Below are 12,871 nucleotides of genomic sequence, written 5' to 3'. Positions count from 1 at the left end.
GTTCGATCGACGGCGGCGTCTCCAACGCCAATGCAACCCCAACGTKTCCACGGCGGTGGGGGGTTTGGCCCGGGGCGGCCGKTGAGGCACCGCCGAGCAGCGCAGCGGTGCGCGGATCAGGGCTCGCGACTGTTTGAGTGGAGCGCAGCGGAGCGAGTTTGAGCGAGACCCCGCGTACCGTGAGCAGCGCAGGGCAGCCGCGAAGCGGCCGGTGACGTCGGCCGGCCCGGGGCATACCGCCCGCCGCCGCACCCGGCACCTGCCCGCGCGCCGCCGCCTGACCCAGCAAAAAAACGAAAGCTAGAACGCCCTCTCGGCGATCAGCACCGCGAAGAACCCGAACGCCGCCAGCAGCGTCCACTTGAGCAGGATCCAGCCGAAGCGCCGGTACTTGAGCTGGCCGGTCGCCGCATAGCACGCAAACGAAACGCCCGCCACCAGAAGCAGCAGCAGGATGGCCCAGCGGAACAGCAGCATCGCAACCGTGCAGCGCGCCTACCAGGCGCGAGCGACTTCGGCAAAGCCCGCCGGCGCCCGCTTCTCGTCGTCGAAGGTGACGATCTCGTACGAGTCCTCGTGCGCGAGCAATTCGCGCAGCAGCTTGTTGTTGAGCGCATGGCCTGAACGGAAGGCGCTGTAGGCTGCCAGCAGCGGCCTGCCGATCACGTAGAGGTCGCCCATGGCGTCGAGGATCTTGTGCTTCACGAACTCGTCGTCGTAGCGCAGTCCGCCCGCATTGAGCACCTTGGTGTCGTCCATCACGATCGCGTTGTCCAGCCCGCCGCCCAGCGCCAGGCCCCGCGACCGCATGTACTCGACGTCCTTGGTGAAGCCGAAGGTGCGCGCGCGCGCGATGTCGCGGCTGTAGGAGCCGCTGCCAAGATCGAACTCCACCCGCTGGCCGGTCGAGTTGAGCACGCGGTGGTCGAAATCGATCTCGAAGCGGAGCTTGAAGCCGTGGTAGGGCTCGAGCCGCGCCCACTTGGTATCGGTCCCCTCGCCTTCGCGCACCTCGACCGCCTTCGTCACCCGGATGAAGCGCCGCGGTGCCGCCTGCGGCTGGATGCCCGCGCTTTGCAGCAGGAAGACGAAGGACGAAGCCGAGCCGTCGAGGATCGGCACCTCGTCGGCCGTGATGTCGATCAGCAGGTTGTCGATGCCAAGGCCCGCGCAGGCCGACATCAGGTGCTCCACGGTCTGGACCTTGGCGCCGCCCGCCGAGACGGTGGATGCCAGCCGGGTGTCGGTGACCGACTCCGCCGTCATCGCGATCTCGACCGGCTCCGGCAGGTCGACGCGGCGGAACACGATCCCGTGGTCCACCGGTGCCGGCCGCAGCGTGAGCTCGACCCGCTGCCCGCTGTGCAGCCCCACGCCAACGGCGCGGGTGATCGACTTGAGGGTTCGTTGGGACAGCACGGAGGCGATTTTAGAGGTGCGGGGGACTCCCCGCGCCGCACGCCTCGCCAAGTCCCCGATAGTGTTCATGCCTCACCAGGGCCGATTGATGGTGCGAAAAGCGTAGCGAGCGCCCCGAGGTTGCGCCGAGGAGCGCAGCCGTACTTGCGTACGGCGAGCACCACAGGTGCAAGATCGGGGCGCGCAGTAGCTTTGCGCATCATCAATCAGCTTGGCGGCGCAGGAAGGCCGGGATCTCGAAGTCGTCCATGCCGCCCGAGGACAGCGCATCCACCTTCGCCGCGGCCATCGTACGGTTGGTGCGCCACACGCTGGGCACCGCCATGCCGTCGTAGTTGGGCTGGCTGCCGGCGTGGCCCACGCCGCCGCCGAGCGTCGGCACGGTGAACGGGATGTTGTCGGTACCGGTGCGGATCACTTCGAGCGTCGGCGCCTGGCGGCGTGCGTCCTGGCGCGACAGGCCGGTCGCGACCACGGTCACGCGCATCTCGTCGCCGAGGGCGTCGTCGTAGGCGGCGCCGTAGATCACGTGCGCATCGGGCGAAGCGTAGGCGCGGATGGTGTTCATCGCGAGCTTCGATTCGCTCAGCTTGAGCGAGGACTTCGAGGCCGTCACCAGCACCAGCACGCCCTTGGCGCCCGACAGGTCGATGCCTTCGAGCAGCGGGCAGGCCACGGCTTGCTCGGCGGCGATGCGGGCGCGATCCGGGCCGCTCGCGGCCGCGGTGCCCATCATGGCCTTGCCGGGCTCGCCCATCACGGTGCGCACGTCTTCGAAGTCGACGTTCACGCCGCCGTACTCGTTGATGATTTCCGAGATGCCGCCAACCGCGTTCTTGAGCACGTCGTTGGCGTGCGCAAAGGCTTCGTCCTGCGTCACGTCCTCGCCCAGCACGTCGAGCAGCTTCTCATTCAGCACCACGATCAGCGAGTCGACATTCGCTTCGAGCTCGGCCAGGCCGGCATCGGCATTGGTCATGCGGCGGCCGCCTTCCCAATCGAAGGGCTTGGTCACCACGCCCACGGTCAGGATGCCCATCTCCTTGGCGACGCGTGCGATCACCGGCGCCGCGCCGGTGCCGGTGCCGCCACCCATGCCGGCCGTGATGAACAGCATGTGCGCGCCCGCGATCGATTCGCGGATGTCGTCGATCGCGGCTTCGGCGGCGTCGCGGCCCTTCTCGGGCTTGCTGCCGGCGCCCAGGCCGTTGGTGCCGAGCTGGATCGTCTTGTGGGCGTTGCTGCGCGACAGCGCCTGCGCGTCGGTGTTGGCGCAGACGAACTGCACGCCCTGCACGCCGCGTTCCATCATGTGCGCGACCGCGTTGCCGCCGCCGCCGCCGACGCCGATCACCTTGATCTGGGTGCCCTGGTTGAACTCTTCGATCTCGATCATTTCGATGGCCATTTTTCTGACTCCTTGAATTTGCAGTTGCCGTTTATTGATGAATGAACTTGTTGTTGTGAACCGTTGAGCGCTTCAGGGCGGAGGTCCGGTCCGCCGCCATCGCTCGTTGAAATGCAGCGGGGGGCTGCCACGCGCCAGCCAGAGTCGGTCTGCGGTCATGATCAGAAGTTCCCCACGATGAAGTCCTTGAAGCGCCCGAACGCGGTTTTCACCGAGCCGTTCTTCTGCGCCACCTTGAAGCCGCGCAGTCGTGCATAGCGTGCTTCCTCGAGCAGCCCCATCACGGTCGCGGCACGCGGCTGCGCGACCATGTCGGACAGCGCGCTCGAGTACTTCGGAATACCGCGCCGCACCGGCTTCAGGAAGATGTCCTCGCCGAGCTCGACCATCCCGGGCATCACGGCGCTGCCGCCGGTCAGCACCACGCCGGACGACAGCACCTCCTCGTAGCCCGACTCGCGCACCACCTGCTGCACCAGCGAAAAGATCTCCTCGATGCGCGGCTCGATCACGCCGGCCAGCGCCTGCTTGCTCAGCATGCGCGGGCCGCGGTCGCCAAGGCCCGGCACCTCGACCTGCGTGTCGGGATCGGCCAGCAGCTGCTTGGCATAGCCGTGCTCGACCTTGATGTCCTCGGCATCCTTGGTCGGCGTGCGCAGCGCCATCGCGATGTCGCTGGTGATCAGGTCGCCGGCGATCGGGATCACCGCCGTGTGGCGGATCGCACCGTTGGTGAAGATCGCCACGTCGGTGGTGCCGGCACCGATGTCGACCAGCACCACGCCGAGCTCGCGCTCGTCCTCGGTCAGCACCGCCAGGCTGGAGGCCAGCGGGTTCAGCATCAGCTGGTCGACCTCGAGGCCGCAGCGGCGCACGCACTTGATGATGTTCTCGGCCGCGCTCTGGGCGCCGGTCACGATGTGCACCTTGGCCTCGAGCCGCATGCCGCTCATCCCGATCGGCTCCTTGACGTCCTGGCCGTCGATCACGAACTCCTGCGGCTCGACCAGCAGGAGGCGCTGGTCGCTCGAGATGTTGATCGCGCGCGCGGTTTCCACCACGCGGGCGACGTCGGCCGGCGTGACTTCCTTGTCCTTGACCGCCACCATGCCGCTCGAATTGATGCCGCGGATGTGGCTGCCGGTGATGCCGGTGTAGACGCGGCTGATCTTGCAGTCGGCCATCAGCTCGGCCTCCTTGAGCGCCTGCTGGATGCTCTGGACCGTGGCGTCGATGTTGACCACCACGCCGCGCTTGAGCCCGTTGCTCGGCGCAATGCCCAGGCCGGCCAGCTTGAGCTCGCCGTTGGGCAGCACCTCGGCCACCACCGCCATCACCTTGGCAGTGCCGATGTCGAGACCGACAACGAGATCTTTGTACTCTTTGGACATGAAGCTTCCTCTGTTCGCTCGCTCTATTTTTTCTTCGGGTCGGCAACGACCGTCGTCACGCCACGCAGCCGCAGCGCGTAGCCCTCGTTGTGCCGCAGGTCGGCACCCTCCACCGACGCGACCGTACGCCCGTACTGACCCGCCACCGGCGTCACGGTGCGCAGGAATCGCTGCGTGCGGATCACCACCTCCTCGCCCTGCCCGCGTCCGAGTTCCAGCACGGCGCCGGTGTCCAGCAGCGCGCGCCAGCTGCCGCGGCTGGTCAGCGTGAGCTGGTCGATGCCGAGGTCGTAGGGCTGGAACAGCGGCGACAGCACGCGGTACATGCCCAGCACCTGGCCGGCCTGCTCGGCCGGGCCGTCCAGTCGCGGCAGGTTGTCGTCGACCTCGGCCACGTTGGCCTCGAAGACCTCGCCGAAGCCGTTGATCAGTTTCGAGCCGGCCTCGTCGCCCCAGTGCGCCACCGGCACGTGCTCGGTCAGCGTGGCGCGCAGCTTGTTCGGGAACTCGCGCCTCACCACGGCCTTGCGCACCCAGGGCACCGACTCGAAGGCGGTGCGCGCGCGGGCCAGGTCGACCGTGAAGAAGTTGCCCGCCAATTGCGGCGCCACGTTGGCACGCAGCGTGACCGCGTTGTTGTGCGTGACCTCGCCGTCGACCTTGATGCCGGCCAGCGGGAAGAACGGCTGACGCAGCACCCACCAGGCGCCCGCCGCCAGCAACATGACCGCGAACAGCGCGAACACGAGGGTCGCGAGCACGTTCATGAGCTTGACGTCGAAGGGCACGGGGAGGCTGCGTGTCATGGCGTGGCGGCGCCTCCAGGCGTTCCGGAATCCAGCGTGGCGGTCGCCAGCACACGCAGGCACAGATCCTCGTAGGCGATGCCGGCGGCCCGGGCCGACATCGGGACCAGCGAGTGGCTGGTCATGCCCGGCGAGGTGTTCATCTCGAGCAGGAAGGGCTTGCGGTCGCTGGCGCGGATCATCAGATCGGCGCGGCCCCAGCCGCGGCAGCCGAGCTGGTGGTAGGCGGCCAGCGAGATGCGGCGGATCTCGTGCTCCTCGGCTTCCGGCAGGCCGCTCGGGCAGTGGTACTTCACGTCGTCGGTGAAGTACTTGTTCTGGTAGTCGTAGGCGCCTTCGGGCGCGGCGATGCGCACCACCGGCAGCGCCACGGCATCGAGGCCGCTGCCCAGCACGGCGCAGGTGACTTCCTCGCCCTCGATGAATTCCTCGCACAGCACGTCGGCGTCGTAGCGCACCGCCAGGCTCACGGCGTCCTGCATCTGCGAGTAGTCCTGGACCTTGGTGACGCCGATGGAAGAACCTTCGCGCGGCGGCTTCACGATCAGCGGCAGGCCCAGCACGTCGGGCACGGCGTTGATCTGCTCGCGGCTCTGCTGGTCGAAGGCCAGCCGTACGTAGCGCGGCGTGGGCAGGTCGTCGGCCTGCCAGATGCGCTTGGTCATGACCTTGTCCATCGCCACGCTCGAGGCCATCACCCCGGAGCCGGTGTAGGGAATGCCGAGCAGCTCGAGCGCGCCCTGCACCGTGCCGTCCTCGCCGTGGCGGCCATGCAGCACCACGAAACAGCGCGCGAAGCCCTCGCGCTTGAGTTCGGCCAGATCGCGCTCGGCCGGGTCGAAGGCATGCGCATCGACGCCGCGCGAACGCAGCGCCTCGAGCACGCCGCGGCCCGACATCAGCGAGATCTCGCGCTCGGCCGAGCTGCCGCCGAACAGCACCGCGACCTTGCCGAAGGCCTTCGTATCCACGACGCTCACAGCGCCCTCCCTTCGCGCGTGAAGCGCTCTGTTGTCTGCGGCGCCTGGGCGCCGATCTCTACCACCTTGGCGGGCACGGCACCGATCGAGCCCGCGCCCATGCAGATCACGACATCGCCCTCGCGCGCGTTGTCCAGGATCGCCTGCGGCATGGCCGCGATCTCGTCGACGAACACCGGTTCGACCTTGCCCGCGACGCGCAGCGCGCGCGCCAGCGAACGGCCGTCGGCCGCCACGATCGGCGCCTCGCCGGCGGCATAGACCTCGCCCAGCAGCACCGCATCGGCCTGGCCGATCACCTTGACGAAATCCTCGAAGCAGTCGCGGGTGCGTGTGAAGCGGTGCGGCTGGAAGGCCAGCACCAGGCGCCGGCCCGGAAAGGCGCCGCGCGCCGCGGCGATGGTGGCCGCCATCTCGACCGGGTGGTGCCCATAGTCGTCGATCAGCGTGAAATGGCCCGTGCGGGCGCCGGCCAGCGGCACCTCGCCATAGCGCTGGAAGCGCCGGCCCACGCCCTTGAAGTCCGCCAGGCCGCGCTGCACCGCCTCGTCGGGTACGTTGAGTTCGACCGCCACCGCGATCACCGACAACGCGTTGCGCACGTTGTGCTCGCCCGGCAGGTTCAGCACGATGTCCAGGTCGGGCAGCGTGACGCCGTTGCGGCGCTGGGCGGTGAAATGCATCTGCGAACCGACCGCGCGCACGTTGACCGCGCGCACCTGCGCGCCTTCGTCGAAGCCGTAGCTCGTGACCGGGCAGGACACCTCGGTCACGATCTCGCGCACCGCGGCGTCGTCGGTGCACAGGATCGCGACGCCGTAGAAGGGCATGCGGTGCAGGAAGTCGACGAAGGCCTTCTTGAGCTTCGCGAAGTCGTGCCCGTAGGTCTCCATGTGGTCGGCGTCGATGTTCGTCACCACCGCCATCACCGGCAGCAGGTTCAGGAACGAGGCGTCGGATTCGTCGGCTTCCACCACGATGTAGTCGCCGCTGCCGAGCTGCGCGTTGGCGCCGGCGCTGTTGAGCCGGCCGCCGATCACGAAGGTCGGGTCGAGCCCGGCGGCCGCGAGCACGCTCGCCACCAGGCTGGTGGTGGTGGTCTTGCCGTGCGTGCCGGCGATCGCGATGCCCTGCTTGAGCCGCATCAGCTCGGCCAGCATCATCGCCCGCGGCACCACCGGGATGCGCTTCTCGCGCGCCGCCACCACCTCGGGGTTCTCGGCGTTGACCGCGGTCGAGGTGACGACCGCGTCGGCACCCGCGATGTGGGCCGCGTCGTGGCCGACGAAGGTCGCGATGCCGAGGCTGGCCAGGCGCTTCAGGGTCGCGCTGTCGGACAGGTCGGAGCCCGAGATCGTGTAGCCGAGATTGAGCAGCACTTCGGCGATGCCGCTCATGCCCGAGCCGCCGACGCCGACGAAATGGATGTGACGAATCGCGTGCTTCATTTGGCAAGCTCCTCGCAAGCGCGGACGACATGGTCGACCGCTTCGGTTTTCTGCATCGTCTTGGCCTTCACGGCGCGTTCCATGAGCGCAGCGCGCCCGGTCTTCTGTAGCAAATCAGCCAGCAATTCAGGTGTCAGTTCGGTTTGTTGAACGAGCCAGCCGCCGCCCGCGTCGACAAGGAAGCGGGCATTGGTGGTCTGGTGGTCGTCCACGGCGGAAGGAAAAGGCACGAACAGCGCTGCTGCGCCGACGGCCGCGATTTCGGTGACGGTGCTGGCACCGGCGCGCGCGACGATCAGGTCGGCGTCGGCGTAGGCCTGCGCCGTGTCCTCGATGAAGGGTGTGAGCTCGCCTTCGACCCCGGCGGCCGCGTAGTTGGCGCGCAGTTCGTCGATCTGCTTGGCGCCGCTCTGGTGGGTGACCTGCGGGCGCTGCGCCGGTGCGATCAGGGCCAGCGCCTTCGGCACCACGGCGTTGAGCGCCCGCGCGCCGAGGCTGCCGCCCACCACCAGCAGCCTGAGCGGGCCGCCGCGGCCGGCGAAGCGCGTGGCCGGGTCGAGCTGCGACAGGAAGGCGGCGCGCAGCGGATTGCCGACCCATTGCGCCTTCTTGAGGACGTCGGGGAAGGCCGTGAAGACGCGGTCCGCAACGCGCGCGAGCACCTTGTTGGCAAGCCCGGCCACCGAGTTCTGCTCATGCAGCACGAGCGGCTTGCCCAGCAGCACGCTCATCATGCCGCCCGGGAAAGTGATGTAGCCGCCGAGGCCGACGACCACGTCGGGCCGCACGCGGCGCACCACGGCGAGGCTCTGCAGGAAGGCGCGCAATAGGCGCATCGGCAGCAGCAACAGCGTGAGCGGGCCCTTGCCGCGCACACCGCCGAACTGCACCGGCTCGAAGGCGAAGCCGCGCGGCGGGACCAGCTTTTCTTCCATGCTGCCGGGCGCGCCCAGCCAGTGGACGCGCCAGCCGCGCTCGCGCAGGGCCTCGGCCACCGCCAGCCCCGGGAAGATGTGGCCGCCGGTACCGCCGGCCATGACCAGTGCAGTCCTGCTCATTGGGAACCTCCGTGCATCCGCACTTCGGTAATCGCCTTGGGAGCGGCCCGGCGGCTCATACGCGGCCTCCGCGCATGAGAACGCGGTTCTCGTAATCGATGCGCAGCACCACCGCCAGCGCCACCACGTTCATCAGGATCGCCGAGCCGCCGAAGCTCATCAGCGGCAGGGTCAGGCCCTTGGTCGGCAACGCCCCCAGGTTCACGCCCATGTTGATGAAGGTCTGGAAGCCGATCCAGATGCCGATGCCCTGCGCCACCAGGCCCGAGAACACGCGGTCGAGCGCGATCGCCTGGCGGCCGATGTGCATGATCCGCCGCGTGAGCCAGAGGAACAGGCCGATCGCGAGCAACACGCCGACCAGGCCGAATTCCTCGCCGATCACCGCCAGCAGGAAGTCGGTGTGGGCTTCGGGCAGCCAGTGCAGTTTCTCGACGCTGCCGCCGAGGCCGACGCCGAAGACCTCGCCGCGACCGATCGCGATCAGCGAATGCGAGAGCTGGTAGCCCTTGCCGAGCGCATGCTCCTCGCTCCACGGATCGAGGTAGGCAAAGATGCGCTCGCGCCGCCACGGGCTGGTGGCCACGATGGTGCCGAAGGCCGCCACCACCAGCGCCGCGATGACGAAGAACATGCGCGCGTTGACGCCGCCCAGGAACAGGATGCCCATCGCGATCACGGCGATCACCATGAAGGCGCCCATGTCGGGCTCGGCCATCACCAGCATGCCGACCACCACCACCGCGATGCCCATCGGCAGCACGGCGCGAAAGAAGCGCTCCTTGATCTCCATCTTGCGCACCATGTAGCTGGCGGCGTAGAGCACCATCGCGAGCTTGGCCAGCTCCGAGGGCTGAAAGCGCATGAAGCCCAGCGGCAGCCAGCGGCGGGCGCCGTTGACATTGATGCCGATGTGCGGGATCAGCACCGCGACCAGCAGCAGCAGCGAGGCGACGAAGAGCCAGGGCGCGGCGCGCTCCCAGGTCTTCATCGGCACCTGGAAGGCCAGCAGGCCGGCGATCGCCGCGATCACCAGCGAGGCCGCATGGCGCGTGAGGAAGAAGGTCGAGCTGTAGCCGGCGCGCGCAAAGCGCGGGCTGTCCGACAGCGCGATCGAGGCCGAATAGACCATCACCAGGCCCCAGGCCAGCAACGCCACCGTGACCCAGACCAGCGCCTGATCGAAGCCCAGCACGCGCACCGGCGCCGCCTTGGTCTGCGTCATGCCGGCGTTGCCGAGCCGCACCGGCAGATGCATGGGCAAGGCGTCGATGCCGCTCTTGGCGCGACTGAACCAGCCGCCGAAGCGGCCGGCCTTGTTGGGCGTGGCGGCGGTCGCGGTGGTCATGCCGCACCCTCCCCGGAGTCTGCCGGCCCATCGGCGAGCGCCTGCACGGCCTCGCAGAACACCTCGGCGCGATGCGCGTAGTCCTTGAACATGTCGAAGCTGGCACAGGCGGGCGACAGCAGCACCGCATCGCCCGGATGGGCGCGTCCGGCCGCCACCGTCACGGCCTCGGGCAGCGAGGCCGCCGCCAGCAGCGGGATGCCGGTGGCGGCCAGCGCGGCTTCGATCAAAGGCGCGTCGCGGCCGATCAGCACCACCGCACGGGCGTACTGGCGCACCGGTGCGGCCAGCGGCCCGAAGTCCTGGCCCTTGCCCTCGCCGCCGAGGATCACGACCACCCGGCGCTCCTCGCCCAGGCCGACGAGCGCCGCAACGGTCGCACCGACGTTGGTCCCCTTGCTGTCGTCGAAGTACTCGACATCGCCGACGATCGACACCGGTTCGACGCGGTGCGGCTCACCGCGGTATTCGCGCAGGCCGTAGAGCATCGGCGCCAGCTGACAGCCCGCCGCGGTGGCCAGCGCCAGCGCGGCCAGCGCGTTGAGCGCGTTGTGGCGGCCGCGGATGCGCAGCGCATCGGCGGGCATCAGGCGCTGGATGTGGATCTCTTCTTCCTCGATCGCGGCGCCGCGCTTGCGCTTCTGGGTCTCGTCGGCTTCCAGCGCGCGCACCAGCCAGGCCATGCCGTTGAGTCGCTCGAGGCCGTAGTCGCCCGGGCGCAGCGGCATCGCAGCGCCGAACGTGACGACGCTGCGCGCCACCTGGCCCTTGGCCAGCTTGACCGGCGCCGGCCGCATCGCCATGACGGCGTCGTCCTCGCGGTTGAGAAGCATCGCACCCCGCGTGCCGAAAATGCGCGCCTTGGCTGCCGCGTAGGCCGCCATGTCGCCGTGCCAGTCGAGGTGGTCCTGCGACAGGTTCAGCACCGTGGCGGCGGTCGGCTCGAAGCCCTGCACGCCGTCGAGCTGGAAGCTCGACAGCTCGAGCACCCAGACCTGGGGCAGGTCGTCCGCGTCCATGCGGGCCGCCAGCGTGTCGAGCAGCGTCGGACCGATGTTACCGGCCACGGCCACCGTCTTGCCCGCGCGCTCGACCAGCTGGCCGGTCAGCACAGTCACGGTCGTCTTGCCGTTGGTGCCGGTGATGGCGAGCACGGCCGGCGTGTAGCCCCGGGGCGGCGGCGGTGCGACCATGACTTCCGGCAGCGGCGTGAAGGAATCGTCGTCGTCGTCGGGCAGCGAAGCGGCAACCGCCGCCGGCGGCTCGGCTTCGTCGAGCGGGGACGCATCGGCGACCGGCGCATGCGGTTCGAACGCACGCGCCGGGTCGTCCGATTCCGGCAGCGGCTCGTCGACTGGATCCGGCAGCGGCGCCTCGACGGCATCGGCCGCCGGCGCGGGTTCTGCCGCCACGGCCTCCTCGACCGCATCGACGACCTCGACCGTGCGCAGGTCTGCCAGCGCACGCGCGAACAGGTCCAGTTCGCCACCGACCGGCAGGCCCATCGCCCGCGCCGCATCGAGCACCACCGCCACCGATGCCGGCGACAGCCCCGGCGAACGATAGACCGCGCGCACCGGCGTGCCTTCGACCAGCGCGGCCGACAGGGGACCGCCGACGAACACCGCCTCGGGCAGCTCCGCGCGCAGCGTCGCCAGCTGCGGCGGCGCCTCGCGAGTATCGGCCACCGTGAGCATCGCGCCATGGCGTGCGCACCAGCGCGCCATGGCCAGGCCGGACGCGCCGAGGCCCAGGATCAGGACGTGGAGGTCTTTCAGATGCCGCATGGTGTCAACGCAGCTTCAGGGTGGAAAGACCCACGAGGCACAGCAGCATCGTGATGATCCAGAAGCGGACCACGACCTGCGTCTCGCGCCAGCCGCTCTTCTCGAAATGATGGTGCAGCGGCGCCATCTTGAGCACGCGCCGGCCTTCGCCGAAGCGCTTCTTGGTGTACTTGAAGTAGCTGACCTGCGCCATCACCGAGATCGCCTCGACCACGAAGATGCCGCCCATGATGAAGAACACGATCTCCTGGCGCACGATGACCGCGATGGTGCCCAGCGCGCCGCCGAGCGCGAGCGCGCCCACGTCGCCCATGAAGACTTGCGCCGGATGGGTGTTGAACCACAGGAACGCGAGCCCCGCGCCGGCCATCGCCGAGCAGAACACCAGCAGTTCGCCCGAGCCCGGGATGTGRGGAAAGAGCAGGTAGCGCGAATACACCGCGCTGCCCGTGACGTAGGCGAACACGCCCAGCGCCGAGCCCACCATCACGACCGGCATGATCGCCAGGCCGTCGAGCCCGTCGGTGAGGTTCACCGCATTGCTCGCGCCGACGATCACCAGGTAGGTCAGGATCACGAAGCCGATGCCGCCGAGCGGATAGCTCACTTCCTTGAAGAAGGGCACCAGCAGGTTGATCTTGGGCGGGAAGTCGAGATCGAAGCCCGAGCGCACCCAGGCGTAGAACAGCTCGAGCACCCGCCAGTTGGAGCTCTCGGAAATGCTGAACAGCAGGTAAAAGCCCGCCACCAGGCCGACCACCGATTGCCAGAAGTACTTCTCGCGCGAGCGCATGCCTTCGGGGTCCTTGCGCACCACCTTGCGCCAGTCGTCGACCCAGCCGATGGCGCCGAAGCCCAGCGTGACCCACAGCACGATCCAGACGAAGCGGTTCGAGATGTCGAACCACAGCAGCGTCGAGAACGCAATCGAGAACAGCACCAGCACGCCGCCCATGGTCGGCGTGCCGCTCTTGGTCAGGTGCGTGTCCATGCCGTAGCCGCGCACCGGCTGGCCGATCTTGAGCGCGCTCAGGCGCCGGATCACGTAGGGTCCCGCCGCCAGGCCGAGCAGCAATGCGGTCAGCGCCGCCATCAGCGCACGGAAGGTCAGGTACTGGAAGACGCGCAGGAATCCGAACTCCGGCGACAGGCCTTGCAGCCACGTGGCGAGGCTCAGCAGCATGGGCTGAACCTCGTCGGGAAATGATTCATCTGCGAACAGGCCT

The 12,871-nt window shown here is 68.8% G+C and carries 11 protein-coding genes; all 11 read right to left on the bottom strand.

All coding sequences use genetic code 11. From position 1 onward, the window contains the following. Nucleotides 1–300 precede the first annotated feature (300 nt). Entirely contained in the window at nt 301–477 is a 177-nt protein-coding gene (locus AC1D2O_RS34860; protein ID WP_478090858.1) for a hypothetical protein, read from the bottom strand. Nucleotides 478–495: 18 nt separating this feature from the next. Continuing rightward, nucleotides 496–1,419 carry a UDP-3-O-acyl-N-acetylglucosamine deacetylase gene (lpxC, locus tag AC1D2O_RS34855; protein ID WP_478090857.1) on the bottom strand — a complete coding sequence of 308 codons (924 nt, stop codon included), beginning with the start codon at nt 1,417–1,419 and terminating at the stop codon, nt 496–498. A gap of 202 nt (nt 1,420–1,621) precedes the next feature. Beyond that, entirely contained in the window at nt 1,622–2,827 is a 1,206-nt protein-coding gene (ftsZ, locus tag AC1D2O_RS34850; protein ID WP_478090856.1) for a cell division protein FtsZ, read from the bottom strand. A 161-nt stretch (nt 2,828–2,988) separates the two neighbouring features. After that, complete coding sequence (ftsA, locus tag AC1D2O_RS34845) at nt 2,989–4,218, bottom strand: cell division protein FtsA (protein ID WP_478090855.1); 1,230 nt, start codon at nt 4,216–4,218, stop codon at nt 2,989–2,991. A gap of 23 nt (nt 4,219–4,241) precedes the next feature. After that, entirely contained in the window at nt 4,242–5,024 is a 783-nt protein-coding gene (locus tag AC1D2O_RS34840) for a cell division protein FtsQ/DivIB (RefSeq protein ID WP_478090854.1), read from the bottom strand. After that, the gene (locus tag AC1D2O_RS34835) at nt 5,021–6,004 is read right to left on the bottom strand and encodes a D-alanine--D-alanine ligase (protein ID WP_478090853.1); all 984 of its coding nucleotides are present in this window, start codon (nt 6,002–6,004) and stop codon (nt 5,021–5,023) included. The genes AC1D2O_RS34840 and AC1D2O_RS34835 overlap by 4 nt, the downstream gene beginning before the upstream one ends. Beyond that, on the bottom strand, nt 6,001–7,452 hold the full coding sequence (gene murC, locus AC1D2O_RS34830) for a UDP-N-acetylmuramate--L-alanine ligase (RefSeq protein ID WP_478090852.1): 1,452 nt from the start codon (nt 7,450–7,452) through the stop codon (nt 6,001–6,003). Before murC ends, AC1D2O_RS34835 begins: the two co-directional genes overlap by 4 nt. Beyond that, a complete protein-coding gene (gene murG / locus AC1D2O_RS34825; protein ID WP_478090851.1) occupies nt 7,449–8,510 on the bottom strand; it encodes an undecaprenyldiphospho-muramoylpentapeptide beta-N-acetylglucosaminyltransferase in 1,062 nt (353 codons plus the stop codon). Before murG ends, murC begins: the two co-directional genes overlap by 4 nt. A 55-nt stretch (nt 8,511–8,565) precedes the next feature. After that, nucleotides 8,566–9,858 (bottom strand): putative lipid II flippase FtsW, encoded by a 1,293-nt coding sequence (gene ftsW, locus AC1D2O_RS34820; protein ID WP_478090850.1) that lies wholly within the window; start codon nt 9,856–9,858, stop codon nt 8,566–8,568. Continuing rightward, nucleotides 9,855–11,645: a UDP-N-acetylmuramoyl-L-alanine--D-glutamate ligase gene (gene murD / locus AC1D2O_RS34815; protein ID WP_478158692.1), complete on the bottom strand. Its 1,791-nt coding sequence runs from the start codon at nt 11,643–11,645 to the stop codon at nt 9,855–9,857. Before murD ends, ftsW begins: the two co-directional genes overlap by 4 nt. Before the next feature lie 4 nt (nt 11,646–11,649). Next, nucleotides 11,650–12,828 (bottom strand): phospho-N-acetylmuramoyl-pentapeptide-transferase, encoded by a 1,179-nt coding sequence (gene mraY, locus AC1D2O_RS34810; RefSeq protein ID WP_478093886.1) that lies wholly within the window; start codon nt 12,826–12,828, stop codon nt 11,650–11,652. Nucleotides 12,829–12,871: the final 43 nt, after the last annotated feature.

Source organism: Variovorax sp. P1_G12, from assembly GCF_056405555.1.
This window is presented reverse-complemented; position numbering and strand designations above follow the sequence as displayed.